At 73.4% G+C, this 18,825-nt stretch carries 15 protein-coding genes; 9 read left to right on the plus strand and 6 right to left on the minus strand.

The annotated features are described in order from the left end of the window. Positions 1 to 31: 31 nt before the first annotated feature. Together ACFYX4_RS35385 and ACFYX4_RS35390 are read right to left on the minus strand one after the other, a co-directional pair. Positions 32 to 874 (minus strand): Fpg/Nei family DNA glycosylase, encoded by an 843-nt coding sequence (locus tag ACFYX4_RS35385; protein ID WP_389342456.1) that lies wholly within the window; start codon positions 872 to 874, stop codon positions 32 to 34. Positions 875 to 979: 105 nt separating this feature from the next. Next, positions 980 to 5,965, minus strand: a complete 4,986-nt coding sequence (locus ACFYX4_RS35390) for an ATP-dependent helicase (RefSeq protein ID WP_389342459.1) — start codon at positions 5,963 to 5,965, stop codon at positions 980 to 982. A 128-nt stretch (positions 5,966 to 6,093) separates the two neighbouring features. Between ACFYX4_RS35390 and ACFYX4_RS35395 the strand changes: the two genes are divergently transcribed. From ACFYX4_RS35395 to ACFYX4_RS35405, 3 genes are read left to right on the plus strand one after another with little or no spacing between them, the layout of a single operon-like run. After that, a complete protein-coding gene (locus ACFYX4_RS35395; RefSeq protein WP_389342462.1) occupies positions 6,094 to 7,083 on the plus strand; it encodes an AraC family transcriptional regulator in 990 nt (329 codons plus the stop codon). After that, a complete protein-coding gene (locus tag ACFYX4_RS35400; RefSeq protein ID WP_389342656.1) occupies positions 6,984 to 7,820 on the plus strand; it encodes an AzlC family ABC transporter permease in 837 nt (278 codons plus the stop codon). The genes ACFYX4_RS35395 and ACFYX4_RS35400 overlap by 100 nt, the downstream gene beginning before the upstream one ends. Beyond that, a complete protein-coding gene (locus tag ACFYX4_RS35405) occupies positions 7,817 to 8,125 on the plus strand; it encodes an AzlD domain-containing protein (RefSeq protein ID WP_389342465.1) in 309 nt (102 codons plus the stop codon). The genes ACFYX4_RS35400 and ACFYX4_RS35405 overlap by 4 nt, the downstream gene beginning before the upstream one ends. Positions 8,126 to 8,197: 72 nt before the next feature. Here the strand turns inward: ACFYX4_RS35405 and ACFYX4_RS35410 are convergent, their stop codons facing one another. After that, on the minus strand, positions 8,198 to 9,142 hold the full coding sequence (locus tag ACFYX4_RS35410) for a hypothetical protein (protein WP_389342468.1): 945 nt from the start codon (positions 9,140 to 9,142) through the stop codon (positions 8,198 to 8,200). A 257-nt stretch (positions 9,143 to 9,399) separates the two neighbouring features. Between ACFYX4_RS35410 and ACFYX4_RS35415 the strand changes: the two genes are divergently transcribed. The 6 genes from ACFYX4_RS35415 (at position 9,400) to recX (ending at position 16,064) form a co-directional block, all read left to right on the plus strand. Further along, entirely contained in the window at positions 9,400 to 10,476 is a 1,077-nt protein-coding gene (locus ACFYX4_RS35415; protein WP_389342471.1) for a hypothetical protein, read from the plus strand. 140 nt (positions 10,477 to 10,616) lie between these two features. After that, positions 10,617 to 12,188 (plus strand): hypothetical protein, encoded by a 1,572-nt coding sequence (locus ACFYX4_RS35420; protein ID WP_389342474.1) that lies wholly within the window; start codon positions 10,617 to 10,619, stop codon positions 12,186 to 12,188. 111 nt (positions 12,189 to 12,299) lie between these two features. Continuing rightward, positions 12,300 to 12,494 carry a DUF3046 domain-containing protein gene (locus ACFYX4_RS35425; RefSeq protein WP_389342477.1) on the plus strand — a complete coding sequence of 65 codons (195 nt, stop codon included), beginning with the start codon at positions 12,300 to 12,302 and terminating at the stop codon, positions 12,492 to 12,494. 80 nt (positions 12,495 to 12,574) lie between these two features. Further along, a complete protein-coding gene (locus tag ACFYX4_RS35430) occupies positions 12,575 to 13,831 on the plus strand; it encodes an AI-2E family transporter (RefSeq protein WP_389342480.1) in 1,257 nt (418 codons plus the stop codon). Positions 13,832 to 14,171: 340 nt separating this feature from the next. Beyond that, positions 14,172 to 15,302 (plus strand): recombinase RecA, encoded by a 1,131-nt coding sequence (gene recA, locus ACFYX4_RS35435; RefSeq protein WP_389342483.1) that lies wholly within the window; start codon positions 14,172 to 14,174, stop codon positions 15,300 to 15,302. 3 nt (positions 15,303 to 15,305) lie between these two features. Further along, positions 15,306 to 16,064, plus strand: coding sequence for a recombination regulator RecX (gene recX / locus ACFYX4_RS35440; protein WP_389342486.1), 759 nt, complete (start codon positions 15,306 to 15,308; stop codon positions 16,062 to 16,064). A 214-nt stretch (positions 16,065 to 16,278) separates the two neighbouring features. Here the strand turns inward: recX and ACFYX4_RS35445 are convergent, their stop codons facing one another. The 3 genes from ACFYX4_RS35445 to ACFYX4_RS35455 form a co-directional block, all read right to left on the minus strand. After that, a complete protein-coding gene (locus ACFYX4_RS35445) occupies positions 16,279 to 16,788 on the minus strand; it encodes a cysteine dioxygenase (RefSeq protein WP_389342489.1) in 510 nt (169 codons plus the stop codon). 172 nt (positions 16,789 to 16,960) lie between these two features. After that, a complete protein-coding gene (locus tag ACFYX4_RS35450; RefSeq protein ID WP_309506048.1) occupies positions 16,961 to 17,008 on the minus strand; it encodes a hypothetical protein in 48 nt (15 codons plus the stop codon). Positions 17,009 to 17,136: 128 nt separating this feature from the next. Further along, positions 17,137 to 18,786, minus strand: a complete 1,650-nt coding sequence (locus ACFYX4_RS35455; protein WP_389342492.1) for an FAD-dependent monooxygenase — start codon at positions 18,784 to 18,786, stop codon at positions 17,137 to 17,139. Positions 18,787 to 18,825: the final 39 nt, after the last annotated feature.

Below are 18,825 nucleotides of genomic sequence, written 5' to 3' on the forward strand. Positions count from 1 at the left end.
AGGGGACCGTACGAAAGTTTCTGACGGTCCGTCAATTGACGGTGCGGGGACGGATGCGGCGCGTGGCCGGTGAGCCCGGGGCCGGTGCGGGGCCCGGCTGGCAGGCGGGGCACCAGTACGTGGGGCGCTCGCGGGAGCCGTCGCCCTGGTTGGCGGCGCGGACGGGCGTCCCGCAGCGCAGGCAGGGGCGGGGCGCGCGGCCGTAGACGAAGAGGTCCTGGCCGCGGCGGCCCGTCGTGGCGCGCACGGGGCGGTCGCGGTTGGCCTCCAGGAGCTGCTTGGCGAGGGCGGGCAGCTTGGCGGCGCGGTCGGCGGGGAGCGCGCCGACGGGGAGCCACGGGCTGACGCCGAGGAGGAAGCAGAGCTCGCACTTGTAGACGTTGCCGATGCCGGCGAGGTTGCGCTGGTCGAGGAGGGCCTCGCCCAGGGGGCGGGCGGGGTCCGCGAGGAGGTTGGCGAGGGCGCGCTCGGGGTTCCAGTCGGGGCCCAGCAGGTCGGGGCCGAGGTGACCCACGGCTCGTTCCTCGTCGGCGGTGCGCAGGAGTTCGAGGACGGGGAGGCGGTAGCCGACGGCCGTGCGGTCTTCCGTGCCGAGGATCGCGCGGATCTGGTGGCCGGGGCCGCCGGTCCAGCGCCGGCCGTTCGCGTACACCTTCCAGGAGCCGTCCATCCGCAGATGCGAGTGGAGCGTCAGGCCGCCTTCGACGCGGGTGAGGAGGTGCTTGCCGCGCGGGGTGACGTCCAGGACGGTGCGGCCGGTGAGGTCGGCGGTGGCGAACTTGGGCACGCGCAGGTCGGAGCGGGTCAGCACCTTGCCGGCGAGGGCGTCGTGCAGTCGCCGCGCGGCCTGCCAGACCGTGTCACCTTCGGGCATGGGTCAAGGGTGGCACGGGGGTGGGGGGACCGTCGGGGTGCCGGTGCCGGTGCCGGTGCCGGTGCGGGTGTCTGCGGTGGTCGGGGTCGGCGGTCGGGTGGGTTGTCATGCTCGCAGCCGGAGGCCTCGGGGGGTCGCGATGAAGCCCGCTGCCTCCAGGAGGCCGCCGAAGGGGGAGGTCAGGGCTGAGGCGCCGTTGACGCGCTCCACCGTGACCGTGCCGAGGGAGCCCGCGCGGGCGGCCTGGGCCAGTCCCTCCGCCGCCGCGTGCAGGCGGGGGTCGTCGGCGGGGGAGTCCTGGCCGTCCGGGGTGGCGGGCCAGGCCAGCAGGGTCTTGCCGCCGCGCTCCATGTACAGGGTCAGCTCGCCGTCGACGAGCACCACCAGGGAGCCCGCCTTGCGGCCCGGCTTGTGCCCGGCGTCGGTCGGCGGCTCGGGCCAGGACAGGGCGGCGCCGTACGCGTTCGCGGGGTCGGCCGCCGCGAGGACCACCGCGCGGGAGGCGGGCGACGGCGCACGGCGACCGCGGTCGGCGAAGCCGGAGGCGCGCGGGAGGGCGCGGGGAGCGCCCGAGGCGTACGGCGCGCCGTACGGGGAGCCGGTGCCGCCCCGGGGGCCGCCGGCGCCGGGCTCCCAGCCGAGGTCGTCGGACGGGGAGCCGTCGGGGAAGACGAAGCCGCCGTCGGATGTGCCGTCGTCTCCGTAGGACGTGCCGTCGAGGCCGAAGTCGAAGCCGGAGCCGGAGTCGGAGCCGGAGGACGCGTCGCCGGAACCGTCGGGACCGCCGGGGGTGCCCTCGGGACCGCCGGGCGTGACGGTCCCCCGGGCGGGGCCGGGCAGGGTCTCGCCGCGGTCGCGGGCGTTGGCCACCGCGCGGACGCGGTCCACGGCGCCGTCCATCGCGAACTGCGCGGCGCCGAGGCCCTCGACGACGTAACCGCGCCGGGCCTGGCCGCTCTCCTCGAAGGCGGACAGGATGCGGTACGTCGCCGAGAAGCCGCCCTCGACGCCCTCGGCGGCGACCGCGCCCCGGGTGACCACGCCGTGCCGGTCCAGGAGGGTGCGGGCGAGGGCGTGGGCGCGCACCGTGGGGTCGTCCTCCTGCGCGGGGAGGAGCGACCAGCGGCCGGCGACGGTCGGAGGGCCGCTGCGGGAGGCGGCGCGGGCGGCGGCCGTCAGCGAGCCGTAGCGTCCGCGCGGGACGGCGCGCTTGGCGCGGTGCGCCGTGGAGCCGGCTGTGCGGCCCGAGCCCAGGAGGGCGCGCAGCGGCGCGAGCGTGTCGTTGGTGAGACGGCCGGACCAGGCGAGATCCCAGAGGGCGTCGGCGAGTTGGGGGTCGGTGGCCTCGGGGTGGCCGGTGGCGCGGACCTGGTCGGCGATCTGCCGGAAGAACAGGCCGTAGCCGCCGGAGAGGGCGTCCAGGACGGACCGGTGCAGCGCGGTCGGCTCCAGGGGGTGAGGCGGGGGCAGGAGGAGCGGGGCCGCGTCCGTCAGATACAGCGAGACCCAGCCGTCCTTGCCGGGCAGAGCTCCGGCCCCGGCCCAGACCACCTCGCCGGAGGCGGTGAGCTCGTCGAGCATCGCCGGGTTGTAGTCCGTCACCCGGGACGGCAGCACGAGCCTCTCCAGGGCGGACGCGGGGACCGACGCGCCCTGGAGCTGTTCGAGCGCGCGCACCAGGCCGTCGACGCCGCGCAGGGCATGGCCCTTGCCGATGTGCTGCCACTGGGGCAGGAACTGGGCGAAGGCGGGGGGCGGGACCGGTTCCAGCTCGTGCCGCAGCGCGGCCAGGGAGCGGCGGCGCAGCCTGCGCAGGACGGTCGCGTCGCACCACTCCTGGCCGATGCCGGCCGGATGGAACTCGCCCTGGACGACGCGCCCGCCCGCCGCGAGCCGCTGGAGCGCGCCCTCGGTGACCGCCACGCCCAGGCCGAAGCGGGCCGCGGCCGTGGCGGAGGTGAACGGGCCGTGCGTGCGCGCGTAGCGGGCGAGGAGGTCGCCCAGCGGGTCCTTCACGGGTTCGGTGAAGGCCTCGGGGACGCCGACCGGCAGGGCCGTGCCCAGCGCGTCGCGCAGCCGGCCCGCGTCCTCGATCGTCGCCCAGTGGTCGGCGCCGGCGACACGGACCCTGATCACCCGGCGGGCGGAGGCCAGCTCCTCCGCCCAGGAGGGCTCGGCGCCGCGCTCGGCCAGCTCGGCGCCGGTGAGCGGGCCGAGCAGGCGCAGGATGTCCGCGACGCCCTCGGCGTCCTTCACGCGGCGGTCCTCGGTGAGCCACTGAAGCTCCCGCTCCAGCTCGGTGAGGACCTCGGCGTCGAGCAGTTCCCGCAGCTCCGCCTGGCCCAGCAGCTCGGCCAGCAGACGCGAGTCGAGGGACAGCGCGGCGGCACGGCGCTCGGCGAGCGGGGAGTCGCCTTCGTAGAGGAACTGGGCGACGTAGCCGAAGAGGAGGGAGCGGGCGAACGGGGACGGCTCCTGGGTGGTGACCTCGACCAGGCGCACCTTGCGGGACTCCAGGTCGCCCATCAGCTCCACGAGTCCGGGGACGTCGAAGACGTCCTGGAGGCACTCGCGGACGGCCTCCAGGACGATCGGGAACGAGCCGAACTCGCTCGCCACCTGGAGCAGTTGGGCGGCGCGCTGCCGCTGCTGCCACAGCGGCGTGCGCTTGCCCGGGTTGCGGCGCGGCAGCAGCAGCGCGCGGGCGGCGCACTCGCGGAACCGGGCCGCGAACAGCGCGGAGCCGCCGACCTGGTCGGTGACGATCTGGTCGACCTCGCCCTTGTCGAAGACGACGTCCGCCGCGCCGACGGGCGCCTGCTCGGCGTCGTACTCGGCGCCGGCCCGCGCGGGCTCCTGGTCGAGCAGGTCCAGGCCCATCAGGTCGGCGTCGGGCAGGCGCAGCACGATGCCGTCGTCGGCGTGCATCACCTGGGCGTCCATGCCGTAGCGCTCGGAGAGCTTGGCGCCGAGCGCGAGCGCCCAGGGGGCGTGCACCTGGGCGCCGAACGGGGAGTGCACGACGACGCGCCAGTCGCCGAGTTCGTCGCGGAAGCGTTCCACGACGATCGTCCGGTCGTCGGGCACATGGCCGCAGGCCTGGCGCTGTTCGTCGAGGTAGGAGAGCACGTTGTCGGCAGCCCAGGCGTCCAGGCCGGCGGTGAGCAGGCGGAGCCGGGCGTCGTCCGCGGGCAGGGAACCGACCTCGCGCAGGAACGCGCCCACCGCGCGGCCCAGTTCCAGCGGGCGGCCCAGCTGGTCGCCCTTCCAGAACGGCAGCCGGCCCGGGACGCCGGGCGCGGGGGAGACCAGGACGCGGTCGCGGGTGATGTCCTCGATGCGCCAGGAGCTCGTGCCCAGCGTGAACACATCGCCCACGCGGGACTCGTAGACCATCTCCTCGTCGAGCTCCCCGACGCGCCCGCCGCCCTTCTTGGGGTCGGCGCCGGCCAGGAACACTCCGAACAGGCCCCGGTCGGGGATGGTGCCGCCGGAGGTCACGGCCAGCCGCTGGGCGCCCGGGCGGCCGGTGACCGTGCCGGCGACCCGGTCCCACACCACGCGCGGGCGCAGCTCCGCGAACGCGTCGGACGGGTAGCGCCCGGCGAGCATGTCCAGGACCGCCGTGAACGCGGACTCGGGGAGGGAGGCGAAGGGCGCGGCCCGGCGCACGAGGGCGAGCAGGTCGTCGAACTGCCAGGTGTCCAGCGAGGTCATCGCGACGAGCTGCTGGGCGAGCACGTCCAGCGGGTTCGCCGGGACCCTGAGGGACTCGATGGAGCCCGTGCGCATCCGCTCGGTGACGACGGCCGCCTGGACCAGGTCGCCGCGGTACTTGGGGAAGACCACGCCGGTCGAGACGGCCCCGACCTGGTGTCCCGCGCGGCCCACGCGTTGCAGCCCGGAGGCCACGGAGGGCGGGGACTCCACCTGGACGACCAGGTCGACGGCGCCCATGTCGATGCCCAGCTCCAGGCTGGAGGTGGCGACCACGGCGGGCAGCCGGCCCGCCTTGAGGTCCTCCTCGACGAGCGCGCGCTGCTCCTTGGACACCGAGCCGTGGTGGGCGCGCGCGATGACGGACGGCGCGCCCTGCGCCGCGCCCGAGCCGCCCATCAGCTCGGCGGGGGCGTGGTGTTCGTCGAGCGGTTCGCCGGTGGCCCGCTCGTAGGCGATCTCGTTGAGACGGTTGCACAGCCGCTCGGCGAGCCGGCGGGAGTTCGCGAACACGATCGTGGAGCGGTGCGCCTGGACGAGGTCGGCGATGCGCTCCTCGACGTGCGGCCAGATCGACGGGCGTTCCGCGCCCTCGGAGCCCTCGGCGACCGGGGAGCCGCCCAGCTCGCCCAGGTCCTCGACGGGGACCACCACGGACAGGTCGAACTCCTTGCCCGACTTCGGCTGGACGATCTCCACCTTGCGGCGCGGGGAGAGGTAGCGGGCCACCTCGTCGACCGGGCGGACCGTCGCCGAGAGGCCGATCCGGCGGGCCGGCGCGGGCAGGAGCTCGTCGAGGCGCTCCAGGGAGAGGGCGAGATGCGCGCCGCGCTTGGTGCCGGCCACGGCGTGGACCTCGTCCAGGATCACCGTCTCGATGCCGGTCAGCGCGTCGCGCGTGGCCGACGTCAGCATCAGGAACAGGGACTCCGGAGTGGTGATCAGGATGTCCGGCGGGCGCGTGGAGAGCGCGCGGCGCTCGGCGGCTGGGGTATCCCCGGAGCGGATGCCGACCCTGACCTCGGGCTCGGGCAGGCCCAGGCGGACGGATTCCTGGCGGATGCCGGTCAGGGGGCTGCGCAGGTTGCGTTCGACGTCGACCGCGAGGGCCTTGAGGGGGGAGACGTACAGGACCCGGCAGCGCTTCTTCGGGTCGGCCGGCGGGGGCGTCGAGGCCAGCTGGTCCAGGGCGGCGAGGAACGCGGCCAGGGTCTTGCCGGACCCGGTCGGGGCCACCACCAGCACGTCCGAGCCCTCACGGATGGCCTGCCACGCGCCCGCCTGGGCCGCGGTGGGCGCGGAGAACGCCCCCGTGAACCAACCGCGGGTCGCGGGGGAGAAGCCGTCCATGGCTCGGTGTGCGTCGCTGACCATGCGTCCATCCTGCACCCGGGCACTGACAATGGCGCTGACCTGCGGCTCCGGCGGCGGCTGGGTCTGGGGCGGCCACGGCTCTGACGGCGTGTCGCGTAGCGTCGCGTCACGTCACGGAGAATGGGGGCATGGCGGGTTCCCGTGAGATGGCGCGGCACTGGCAGTACGCGGAGTTGCCGGACGTCGATCTGCTCCGTGCCCGTTACGTCCGCAAAACGTTCGTCCGGCACACCCACGAGCACTTCGTCATCGCCGCCATCGCCGACGGGGTCGAGGTGTTCGACCACCGGGGGACCGACCAGTACGCCGGAGCCGGCGCGCTCGCGCTGGTCAACCCGGACACCCCGCACACCGGGCGGGCCGGCGTGCCCGAGGGCTGGCGGTACGGAGCTGTGTACCCGTCGCCCGAGGTGGTGGCCGCGATCGCGGCGGAGACGACGATGCTGAAGGGCGCGCCGGGGTTCGTGAGCCCGGTGCTCGACGACCCGTACGCCGTCGCCCTGGTGTACCGGATCCTGCGGGCCGCCGACGAGGGCAACGCGCTCGCCGCCGACACACTGCTGCGGGTGGCCGTGACGCGGCTGCTGCGGCTCAACGGCGGACCGGCGCCCCAGCGGGCGGTGCGCACGGCCGGGGAGCGGATCGCCGCACGCGCGCGTGCCGTGTTGGAGGAGCGGATGACCGATCCGCCCACCCTGGAGCGGCTGGCGCAGGACCTCGGCACCGGCCCCTTCGCCCTGCTGCGGGCCTTCCGCGACGCCTACGGGATGCCGCCGCACACCTGGCTCACCGACGCCCGCGTCCGCCGGGCGCGACGGCTGCTGGACGCCGGCACACCGCCCGCCGAGGCGGCCGTCGCGGTCGGCTTCACCGACCAGCCCCACCTCAACCGCCACTTCGCGCGGATCGTCGGCGTGCCTCCGGGCGCGTACCGGCGGGAGCGCAAGAACGTACAAGACGCGCGGCGGCGGCTGCTCCTACCGTCCGACGTGTGGCAGAACAGACAGCACGCGCAGACATACGGACCGACGGAGGAGGCAAGCCGGACGCCGCCGTCGTACGGGACGCCCTCGGCGTCGGGATCGCCGTCGGACTCTCCGGGTTCGCCTTCGGAGTGACCTCGGCGGGCAGCGGGCTCACGGTGTGGCAGACCTGTGCGCTCAGTCTGCTGGTGTTCACCGGCGCGTCCCAGTTCGCGCTGGTCGGGGCGCTGGCGGCCGGCGGCAATCCCCTCACGGCCGCCGCGGGCGCCTTCTTCCTGGGAGTGCGCAACGCCTTCTACGGCCTGCGCCTGTCGCAGTTGCTGGCCCTCCCGCGCGCGGTGCGCCCGTTCGCCGCCCAGTGGGTGATCGACGAGACGACCGCCGTCTCGCTGGCGCAGCGCGACCGGCGCGGCGCGCGGATCGGGTTCGCCGTCACCGGGCTCACCCTCTACGTGCTGTGGAACCTCACGACGCTGCTGGGCGCGCTGGGCGCCGAGGCCATCGGCGACACGGACGCGTGGGGGCTCGACGCGGCCGGGCCCGCCGTCTTCCTGGCGCTGCTCGCGCCCATGCTGACGACCGCCACCGAGCGGTTCGTCGCCGGCCTCGCGGTCCTGCTGGGGCTCGGCCTGCTGCCCGTCCTGCCCGCCGGAGTGCCCGTCCTGGTGGCCGCGCTGGCCGCCCCGGTCGCTCTCTGGGCCGAGGGCCGCCGCGGTGCTCGGAGGCGCGGCGACGCGGCGCGGGGGCTGGAGGGGGCGCAGGGGCAGCAGGCGTCGCAGCGGCGGGAGGCCTCGCAGGGGCAGCAGGCGTCGCAGCGGCGGGAGGCCTCGCAGGGGCGGGAGGCCTCGCAGGGGCAGGAGGGAGAGCGGTGAACGTCTGGATCGCCATCGGCGTGACCGCCGTCGCCTGCTACGCCGTCAAGCTCGCCGGGCTGCTCGTCCCCGCGGGCGTCCTCGAACGGCCCCTGGTCCGGCGGCTCGCCGCCCTGCTGCCGGTCGCCCTCCTCGCCGCCCTCACGGCACAGCAGACGTTCGCGGACGGGCACGCGCTCGTGCTCGACGCGAGGGCGGCGGGCCTCGCCGCGGCCGCCGTGGCACTCGTCCTGCGCGCGCCCTTCCTGCTCGTCGTGGCGGCGGCCGTGCTGGTGACGGCGGGGGTGCGGGCCCTGGGAGGGTGAGGCGGCCGACGGCGGCGGGCGGCGGTGGGTGGCGGTGGGTGGCCGCGCGCGGGGACGCCGTGCCGCGTGACGTCAGCCGATCGTGCGGCCGTAGGCCCTCAGGGTGAGCAGAGCCTCGATCGTCACCATGGGGCGTGCCTCAAGGGCGGTGCCGGGCGCCCACTCGCGCCAGCGGATCGGCCAGCCGCCGTCCTCCCGTTGATCTGCGGCGAGGAAGCCCAGGGAGCGGGCCATCTCGTCGTCCGTGAACCACGCGCGCGCGAGGGAGCCCGGGGTCCGGGCGAAGTCGTGGGGGAAGTGGCGCTCGCCGGGGGCGTAGCCGGGCGCGACCGGGTACGCGTCCAGGCGGTCCGGGTCCAGCACGGCGAGCCGCTGCTCGCGCACCAGGCGGCCCAGCCGGTCGGCGGCGGCCTCCGCGCGCGGGCGGTCGGGGGCGGAGTCCAGGAAGGCCACGGCCGCCTCGATCTCGTAGGGGTGGGACGTCTTCAGGGAGTCCACCGCCTGCCAGCAGAAGTCCGTGGCTCTGAAGAGCCAGGCGTGCCACACCTCGTTGCGGTGCAGCAGACCGACCACCGGCCCGGTGGCCAGGAGTTCGCTGGGCGGGTCGTCCACGATCGGGACGAAGGGCGCGGCCGGATAGCCGCGTTGGCCGGGGTGGACCGCCGGCAGGGCTCCGTCGGGGGTGGACACGGCGGTGAGGTAGCGGCACACCCGTTCCACGCGCTGACCGCCGCAGCGCCCGAGGCGGTCGAGGACGCGCAGCGCCCGCGCGGTGTGCAGGGGCTGGCTGACGGGGCCGCGCAGATCGGGTTCGAGCGCGTGGCCGTATCCGCCGTCCTCATTGCGGTAGGCGTCGAGCGCGGTCTCGACGGGATCGGCGCCGCCGTGGAGGAAGTGGTACGCGAAGAGGCGCTGTTCGAGCACGCGCGCGGTGAGCCAGACGAATTGCTCGGCGCGCGAGAGCGGGGAGCGCGCCGAAGGCGTCGTGGGGAGTGGGGATGCTCCGGTTTCGTCCATGGGTCGACCGTAGGCCGCGAAACGCTCTCAACAGGCGGTCCCGGCCAGCGCCACCCCCGGGCGCGGGACACCGGCGTCATGCGGTTGACGGTCTTCCGGCACGGCCGAAACCACGCCTGTCAATACGCCATGTGACGCCTTGACCCCACAGCGCCATCACGGTTGCATGCTGGTGAGCCTTCGGTGGGGAACTGGAGGAGAGACCGTGTCCTGGGGGGAAGATGAGGGGAAACGCGAGCTGGAGTACCACCAGACGTGTGCGGGCCGGCCTGACCGCGGCGGTCGCGGTCTGTGCGGTCACGGTGGTGCCACACGGAGCGGCCTCCGCCGAGTCCGCGGGCATCGCGGGTGACGGCGGTGCCGGTGTCGAGATCGTCAGTGTCGCGGCCGACGGCACCCAGGCCGACGACGACTCCGCCGGCGCCTCGATCACGACCGACGGCAGCCGTATCGTCTTCATGTCGTCGGCGAAGAACCTGATACCCGGCGACACGACGGCAGGCGACAGCGTGTTCCTCCGCGACCAGCGGACGAGGCAGACCAAGCGGATGGGGTACCACAGCCCACTCCAGCCCCCGGCGATCAGCGGGGACGGGGAATATCTCGCCTATCCGCACGTGTGGTTCCGCAACAATCGGATCAGCCAGGTTCAGGTGGGGACGACATCCGAGATCTCCGCCAACTGCTGGTACAGCTGCAACCAGCCGTCGCTGAGCGCGGACGGCCGCTACATCGCCCTCGTCGAACGCTACTTCAAGCCGCAGTCGTCCAGGCAGACCATCGAGGTTCTGGACTATGACGACTACAACACCAAGAAGGCCATCGCCACCTTCGACCACGCCCTCCCGTCCTGGCCGTCCATCAGCGGTGACGGCCGCTATGTCGCCTACCAGAACGGCAAGACGGAGGACGTCTTCGTGTGGGACCGGACCGACGGCACCACATCCGACCCGATCGAGGGCCCGTCCAAGGCGGCGACTCTCGTCCAGCTCAGCGAGGACGGCAGCAAGGTCGTCTACCTCTCGGGCTCCGACACCTACGTCCACGACGTGAGCTCGGGCACCGACCAACCGGTGCCGAACGTACGAGGCGTGGCCATCGATCCCACCGGCCGCTATCTGCTGTACGCCCCGCACGACACGACCGGACCGTCGCTCGCGCTGCGCGACCTGGAGACGGGCACCGACCAGGTCGTCTCGGACCAGCCCGCCTCGGCCGGGACCGACGCGGTCAGCGCCGGTGGGCGCGACGTGGTCTTCCAGTCCACGGCCGACGACATCGTGCCCGGCGACACCAACGGCAAGTCGGACGTCTTCGTCCGCCGCTTCTACTGATCGCCCCTGGAAGCGGCGACCGGTCGAATCCACCACACGCGCCCGACAGCGTCCGTGGGGAATTTCCCCGCCGTACCCCTCCTGTTGGCCAGGTCTGGCTACCTTCGCCGCGCCCGGTCCGGTACAGGAGAGGTACATCCATGAGCACGCCGATCCACCGCACCTCGACACGGCAGTCCGCAGCCGTCCTGATGTCGGCCCGGCACCGTGAGGGAGGGAGCCGGACCGGGAGTACGTCCGCACGCTCGCCGGAGCGCGCCCTCCTGGAGATGCAGTCCCGCGCCGGCAACCGGGCCACGACCGCGGCGGTGCAGCGCGCCCGGGACACCGAGAGAGGCACTGAGGCGGCGAACGGCGACGCGTCCCCCGGAGCGACGAAGAAGAACTACCGCGACCGGATCGCCGCGCTCCTCGACAGGTTCAAGAAGAATCTCGAACCCATCGACACCTTCATCAAGGGCTTCCAGACCCCCACCAACGCGGCCTTCACCCAGCAGGCCGCCGTCGCGGCCAACGAGGGCCTCAAGCACTCCGCCGCCGCCTCGGGGACCTCCGCGGCGTCGGGCAACCTCCTCACGGAGGCCGCCGGCACCGTGGTCAGTGGCATGGACGCGTACAAGAACATGAAGGGCGCCCAGAAGCACGAGACCGGGGCCGACCACCACACGGCGAAGAAGAAGGCCAAGACCAAGGGGGCCGACGCGGTCGTCGGCGCCGCCAGTTCGGGAAGCTACAGCGCCGCCATCGCCAAGGAGGTGACCAAGATCCAGAAGGCGGCGGACGCCGCGGTGGCCTCCGAGGCGAGCGGTATCGCCAGCGCTTCCATCGGCGCGATCAAGGGCATGCGGTCCGCCTTCCGCATCGGGGGAGCGGCCAGCAAGTACAAGCAGGTCAAACAGCTGGGAGATCCCCACCTCGTCCACGCGGGGGCACTGGCACGGCTGAACGAGTCGAAGGAGCAGGCCGACTGGGCCGCGGCAGAGGCCTACGTCGCGCTCGACTCCTACTGGAAGGACGACGGCCCGGGACGGCTGGAGCTCGTTTCCGAGGCCATCGACGCCGCCTGGGAGGCGATGGGTGAAGCCCGTGACGCCGCCGAGAACCTCCAGCGCGCCGAGAACGACGTGGAAAAGCTGAGCAAGGTGCAGCAGTACGCGAAGAAGAAGCAGCTCACCAAGATCGGCAAGGAGACGGCCGGCGGCGCGGGCGAGTCCGTCAAGGCCGCAGCCGGCGTCGTGACGGCGGTCGCGGCGGGAACAGCCGGGCTGGCGAGCAACCCGGTCGGATGGGGCCTCGCCGGGGCCGGGGCCGGTCTCGTCCTCGGCGTCACCATGTACAAGGCGCTCCGCGCCGCCACGAAGCGCTACGAAGAGGTCCACCACCCCGAGCGCTGGGCGCTGCCGGGCGAGACCCCGGCGGAGGCCGCCTCCCGCAAGGAGTCGCTGAAGCACGCGTTGACGTTCTGGAAGAAGGTGTCGAAGGGCGAACGCCAGGCCATGGCGCGCGAGATCTACGCCCTGGCGGCGGGCCCCGACATCTCCGGGAAAACCACGGCCGAGATGCGGGAGTCCGCCAGGGCCCTGCTCATCGCCCTCAAATCCGGCCCCGCCCAGCACAAGCTGGAGCCGGACGCATGGGCCGAGACCCTCAACGACCCGGCGAAGACCTCCGCTTGGATCGCGGAGATAGCGGAGCAGCTGGCCTCGGGGTGACCTTGACGTTCTTGGAGGCGCGGACGTGAAGGGCGGCGGGGGCCGTGGTCGTCTGTCGTCTCCCTCGCCCGCCGGCTCGGGCACGCCGATCCTGGCTTTACGCTGCATATCATGAGGTTGACGGTCTTCTGGCAGCGGATGGACGAGCACTTCGGGGCGGGGTACGCCGACACCTTCGCGCGTGATCACGTGATGACGGAGCTCGGCGGGCGTACCGTGCACGAGGCGCTGGCGGCCGGCTGGGACGCCAAGGACGTGTGGCGCGTGGTGTGCACGGTGATGAACGTTCCGCGGGAGAACCGCTGATCCGCGCCGATCCGCGCCGATCCGTTATGAAGATCGCACCGGGGTCTCCGATTGTCGGTGCCGTGGGCGAGACTTGAGCCGTGGCACCCACTGAAGAGACAGGGCAGGTCGCCCCACCCGCGACCCCGTCGGGCACGACGCCGCCCACCGGGCCTCCGCCCGGCACCGACACCGCCCCCGGCGCGCGCATGCCGCGCTGGCTCCCGCGCGCTATGGTGCTCGCGCTCGCCCTCTTCGGCCTGTTCCAGCTGGGCACTTGGGCCTTCCATCAGCTCATCGGCCTGCTGACCAACATCCTCATCGCGTTCTTCCTGGCCCTGGCCGTCGAACCCGCGGTGAGCCGCATGGCCGCCCGCGGCGTGCGCAGGGGTATCGCCACCTTCGTGGTCTTCATCGGTCTGCTGATCGCGTTCGCGGGCTTCTTCACCCTGCTCGGCTCGATGCTCGCCGGACAGATCATCAAGATGATCGAGGACTTCCCCCAGTACCTCGATTCCGTGATCAACTGGGTCAACACCACGTTCCACACCGAGCTGCGACGCGTGGACATCCAGGAGGGCCTGCTCCACTCCGACTGGCTGAGGAGATACGCCCAGAACAGCGCCGCCGGCGTCCTGGACGTCTCCACCCAGGTCCTCGGCGGTCTCTTCCAGCTGCTGACGGTCGCGCTGTTCTCGTTCTACTTCGCGGCCGACGGGCCCCGACTGCGGCGCGCCCTGTGCTCGGTGCTGCCGCCGGCCCGGCAGGCCGAGGTACTGCGCGCGTGGGAGATCGCCGTCGACAAGACCGGCGGATACCTGTACTCGCGCGGGCTGATGGCGCTGATCTCCGGCGCCGCGCACTACATACTCTTCCAGTTCCTCGGCATCCCGTACGCGCCCGTGCTCGCGGTGTGGGTGGGCGTGGTCTCGCAGTTCATCCCGACCATCGGCACGTATCTCGCGGGCGCGCTGCCCATGCTGATCGCCTTCACGGTCGACCCCTGGTACGCGCTGTGGGTGCTGATCTTCGTCGTGGTCTACCAGCAGTTCGAGAACTACATGCTCCAGCCCAAGCTGACGTCGAAGACCGTCGACATCCACCCGGCCGTCGCCTTCGGCTCGGTCGTCGCCGGCACCGCGCTCCTCGGCGCGGTCGGCGCGCTGATCTCCATCCCGGCGGTCGCCACGCTCCAGGCGTTCCTGGGCGCGTACGTGAAGCGGTACGACGTGACGGACGACCCCCGTGTCCACGGGCACCGCAGACGGGGCGAGGGGCCGGGCCCGTTCACACGGGTGCGGCGGGTGTGGGCCAAGGCGACGGAGCGTGCGGCGGGGCCGGGGCAGCGGTCCGGCTGACTGCTGGGCATGGCAGGGCAGGGCAGGGCGGGGGCTGCACAAGACCGGCCGGATGTCGCCGGGCCGGAGGCCGACCCCTGTGGCTGCGGCAAGGCCGGGAGCGGCGCTGTCCGGGTGTGGGTGAAGGCTCGCGAGTGCCGCGTGGTGCGCTTGACACGAAAATCGAACATCTATTCTTATGGAAGCTCCGGCGAGGCTCTCGGCGGGTATTTCGTCCCGTTTTGATCGGGTGAGTGCCCGAGTTATCCACAGGCTGGACCAGCGTCGGGGCGCATTGTCAGTGGCAGGCGTTAGCGTCTTTGACGTGAAGCGATCGACTCAAGCAAACCGGGTGGAACCCATGGCAGGAACCGACCGCGAGAAGGCTCTCGAAGCCGCACTCGCACAGATTGAACGGCAATTCGGCAAGGGCGCGGTCATGCGCATGGGCGAGCGGTCGATGGAGCCCATCGAGGTCATCTCGACCGGGTCGACCGCCCTCGACGTGGCTCTCGGCGTCGGCGGCCTGCCGCGCGGCCGTGTCGTGGAGATCTACGGGCCGGAGTCCTCCGGCAAGACCACGCTGACCCTGCACGCGGTGGCCAACGCCCAGAAGGCCGGCGGCCAGGTCGCCTTCGTGGACGCGGAGCACGCCCTCGACCCCGAGTACGCGAAGAAGCTCGGCGTCGACATCGACAACCTCATCCTCTCCCAGCCCGACAACGGCGAGCAGGCCCTGGAGATCGTGGACATGCTGGTCCGCTCCGGCGCCCTCGACCTCATCGTCATCGACTCCGTCGCCGCGCTCGTCCCGCGCGCGGAGATCGAGGGAGAGATGGGCGACAGCCACGTCGGTCTTCAGGCCCGCCTCATGAGCCAGGCCCTCCGGAAGATCACCAGCGCGCTCAACCAGTCCAAGACCACCGCCATCTTCATCAACCAGCTCCGCGAGAAGATCGGCGTCATGTTCGGCTCCCCGGAGACCACGACCGGTGGCCGGGCCCTGAAGTTCTACGCCTCGGTGCGCATCGACATCCGCCGCATCGAAACCCTGAAGGACGGCACCGAGGCGGTCGGCAACCGCACCCGCTGCAAGGTCGTCAAGAACAAGGTCGCGCCGCCCTTCAAGCAGGCCGAGTTCGACATCCTCTACGGCCAGGGCATCAGCCGTGAGGGCGGTCTGATCGACATGGGCGTGGAGCACGGCTTCGTCCGCAAGGCCGGCGCCTGGTACACGTACGAGGGCGACCAGCTCGGCCAGGGCAAGGAGAACGCCCGCAATTTCCTGAAGGACAACCCCGACCTCGCCAACGAGATCGAGAGGAAGATCAAGGAGAAGCTGGGCGTCGGCGTGCGCCCGGAGGAGCCCGCCGCCGAGCCGGGCGCGGACGCCTCGGCCGCCACGGGGGCGGCGGCGGACGACGCCGCCAAGACGGTTCCCGCTCCCGCCGCCAAGGCCGCCAAGACCAAGGCCGCGGCTGCCAAGAGCTGATCCGTGACACGACGAACGGACTGGGCCGAGTACGACGCCCACCCCGGCCCGCACGCCCCACCCGGGGCGGGCGAGGAGCCGGGGGGCGGGGGCGGCGAGGGACGGTTCGCCGCCGACGGCCGCCGAGCGGGGGGCGGCGGCGAGGACGGTCCACGGTCGCGCGGCGGGCGGGGGCGCCGTCGCCGCGGCTTCGGGGAACCGTCCGCCGAGGACGAAGGCGCCTCCTCCTCGTCGAGGGCCGAGCGGGAGGCGTCTTCAGGGGACCCGGCTGAGCGGGCACGGGCTGTCTGCCTGCGCCTGCTCACCGGGACCCCGCGCACGCGGAAGCAACTCGCCGACGCCCTGCGCAAGCGGGAGATCCCGGACGACGTGGCCGAGGAGGTGCTCTCGCGGTTCGAGGACGTCGGACTGATCGACGACGGCGCCTTTGCGGAGGCCTGGGTGGAGTCCCGCCATCATGGCCGGGGGCTCGCCCGCCGGGCGCTCGCGCAGGAACTGCGCACCAAGGGCGTCGAGCCGACGCTGATCGACGAGGCCGTCGCCCAGCTCGACTCCGAGCAGGAGGAGACGACCGCGCGCGAACTGGTCGACCGCAAGCTGCGGGCCACCCGCGGCCTCGACCGCGACAAACGGCTCCGCCGCCTGGCCGGGATGCTCGCGCGCAAGGGCTACTCCCAGGGCATGGCCCTGCGTGTGGTCCGCCAGGCGCTGGAGGAGGAGGGGGAGGACACGGAGTTCCTGGGGGAGGGCGGGGAGTTCTAACGCCGGTCTCCCGGTCCGCCGGTCAGCCGGTGCCCGTCCGTCGGTCCGCCTGATCACCGAGGAGCACGGGACAGCGCGGACACGGCCGCTGAACTGCCCGCCGCCGAGTCCCCCAGGCCGGGCGTGCCGCATCACGACGCCTACGACGTGACCGGCAGCGCCCGCCCTGTCTCCTGCAACTCGTCCACGCCCGGCGGCCGTCAGCCCGGCGTGCTCACTGCCAGTCCTCCGGGCGCTCGACCTGCTCCAGATGCAGGACCTGGCCCGTCCGGCTGTAGCGGCGGATGCGGGGGAGCGGCGGGTAGTAGGCGTGCACGGAGATCGCGTGCTCGTCGGCGGAGGCGTTGAGGACCTCGTGGACGTGGTGGCGTCCGAAGGCGCGGCCCTGGCCGGCGGTGAGCCGGCGTTCGCGGTCCACGCCGTCCGTCAGCTCCAGGCTCTGCCAGCCGTCGGTGGGCAGCCGCACGGCGAGCGAGTACTCCTGGAGTTCGCCGCTGGCGGTGAGGAAGGCGCCCACCGAGTCCGCGTGGTCGTGCCAGCCGGTGCCGGAGCCGGGCGGCCAGCCGATCAGCCAGGCCTCGCTGCCGCCGGGCCCCTCCAGGCGTACCCAGGTGCGGCCCTCGGGGTCGAGGGGGAGCGAGGCGATCAGCTCGGCGTCGGCGGCCGTCCGGCGGACGAAGTCGAGGAGATCCGCCTGCGTCGGCGCGACGCCTTCGGCGGACACGGAGGGTGACGGGGAAGGCGATGCGGAAGGCGACGTGGCGGGAGGCGGAGAAGCGGGCAGGCGGGCAGACAGGGAGCCAGACACGGGTACCGTCCTGAGAGCGTTCGCGGGCGGCGCGCGGCAGCGCGAGAGCGCTCCGGCAGCGCACGCCGGTGGAGGAAGGGATGCGAAGTCAGCAGGACGGACGACACACGCAGCCCGCATAGCGGACGAGGTCCATATGGACCCTCCGCCACAGGCGCACATAGGTGTCGGTCACGATTCGGAGTACACCATGCCGGTGCACACCGGTCAACTCACTGTCACGATGTGGACCGCAGACCGCAGCCGGCGGACCGCGCGTTCACTTCACGCCCGCCCCGCCCCGGCTCCGGCCCCCGCCCCAGCCCCCGCCGTGGCTCCCGCTTCCGCCCCCGCCCCCGTCTCGGCCCCGGCCGCCCCGCCCACCGCCGCCTCCGCCGCCGCGTACAGATCGGCGGGGCGGACCCCGCTGAGCGCGGTGACCAGATGGCCGTCGGGCCGGACCAGCAGCACGGTGTGCGCGGCCGCGCCCGGGTAGCTCTCGGCCACCAGCAGCTCGGCCGGTGCCGGCAGCGCCGTCACCGCGGCGGCGAGCCGGGGCATGACGCCCGCGCTCACCCAGTGCTTGCGCTCCCAGACGCCCGTGCCCGGCGCGATCAGCACGACGAGCAGGGAGCCGCGTCCGAGCCGGTCCCGCAGCCGGACGAACGAGCCGTCCTCCGCGGTGACGCGTACGTCCTCCACGGGCGAGCCCAACGGCGTGTCCACCGGGGCCTCGGCCTCCAGGTGCCGGGGCGCGAGCGGTGAGCCGGCGTACGCGCCCGGCGCGCCCAGCGGGCCGCGCCCGAGGTGGCCTTCCGTGAGCAGTACGTCGTGGCCGCGCGCGGCGCCCGGGACGTACGCCCTTATGCCACCGCCGCCGCGCAGCAGCGGCAGCGCCTGGTCGGCCGCGCGCAGCCGGGCGGCGACGACCGCGCGCCGCTCCGTCTGGTAGCTGTCGAGCAGCGCCTCGTGCGGCCCGTGGTGCCAGGCCAGCGCGAGCTTCCAGGCGAGGTTGTCGGCGTCCCGGAGGCCCTCGTCGAGGCCCTGTGTGCCGAGCGCGCCGAGCAGCCGCGCGGCGTCCCCGGCGAGGAAGACCCGACCGGCCCGCCAGCGCCGGGCCAGCCGGTGGTGGACCGTGTGCACACCGGTGTCGAGCAGTTCGTACGCCGGGGACGCTTCGCCGCTCCAGCCCGCGAGGGTCTCGCGGACCCGGGCCACCAGCAGCTCGGGCGTGACGAGGTCCTTGCCGGGCGGCAGCAGCCAGTCCAGACGCCAGACGCCGTCCGGCAGCGGACGGCCGGTGACCTCCCCGGCCGAGGGGCCCGACGTCCGCCACGGCGGCATCCGATGGAGCAACGCCTCGTCGGTCCACGGAAGTTCCGTGCGCAGCGCGGCCACGGCGTGTCGCTCCACCGCCGTACGCCCGGGGAAGCGGATGTCCTGGAGCTTGCGGACCGTGGAGCGCGGGCCGTCGCAGCCGACGAGGTAACTGCCGCGCCACCACGTGCCCTTGGGGCCGCGGGTGTGGGCGGTGACTCCGGAGGGCTCCTGCTCGACCGTGTCCAGCCGGCTGTCCACGGCGATCCGCACCAGCCGTTCGCCCGCGAGGGCCGTGCGCAGGGCGCCCGTCAGCACGTGCTGGGCGAGGTGCAGGGGAGCCGGTTCGGCGTCGTCGAAGGTGATCTCGCGCGTCACCTGCTTGCGCCGCATCGCCCGCCATCCGGCCCAGTGGACGCCGGCCTCCTCCAGGGACGTCCCGGTGAGCCGCTCGACCAGGGCGGTGGTGTCCTCGCGCAGGACGACGGTGCGCGCCAGCCGCGGTTCGTCCTTGCCCGGGCCCTCGTCCAGGACGATCGACGGCACCTCCTGACGCGCCAGCGCCAGGGCCAGCGTGAGCCCCACGGGCCCCGCGCCGACGATGATCACCGGGTCCACGGCGCGACGCCCCCTGCCTGCGACGGAGTCCTCGGGGAC

The sequence above is a fragment of the Streptomyces sp. NPDC002328 genome (genome assembly GCF_042890065.1).
Taxonomy (GTDB): Bacteria; Actinomycetota; Actinomycetes; order Streptomycetales; family Streptomycetaceae; genus Streptomyces.

Coding starts and splice junctions, on each gene's coding strand:
- ACFYX4_RS35425 (WP_389342477.1), top strand. CDS start 12,300: ATGAGGTTGACGGTCTTCTGGCAGCGGATGGACGAGCACTTCGGGGCG.
- ACFYX4_RS35390 (WP_389342459.1), bottom strand. CDS start 5,965: ATGGTCAGCGACGCACACCGAGCCATGGACGGCTTCTCCCCCGCGACC.
- ACFYX4_RS35410 (WP_389342468.1), bottom strand. CDS start 9,142: ATGGACGAAACCGGAGCATCCCCACTCCCCACGACGCCTTCGGCGCGC.
- recA (WP_389342483.1), top strand. CDS start 14,172: ATGGCAGGAACCGACCGCGAGAAGGCTCTCGAAGCCGCACTCGCACAG.
- ACFYX4_RS35385 (WP_389342456.1), bottom strand. CDS start 874: ATGCCCGAAGGTGACACGGTCTGGCAGGCCGCGCGGCGACTGCACGAC.
- ACFYX4_RS35395 (WP_389342462.1), top strand. CDS start 6,094: ATGGCGGGTTCCCGTGAGATGGCGCGGCACTGGCAGTACGCGGAGTTG.
- ACFYX4_RS35420 (WP_389342474.1), top strand. CDS start 10,617: ATGAGCACGCCGATCCACCGCACCTCGACACGGCAGTCCGCAGCCGTC.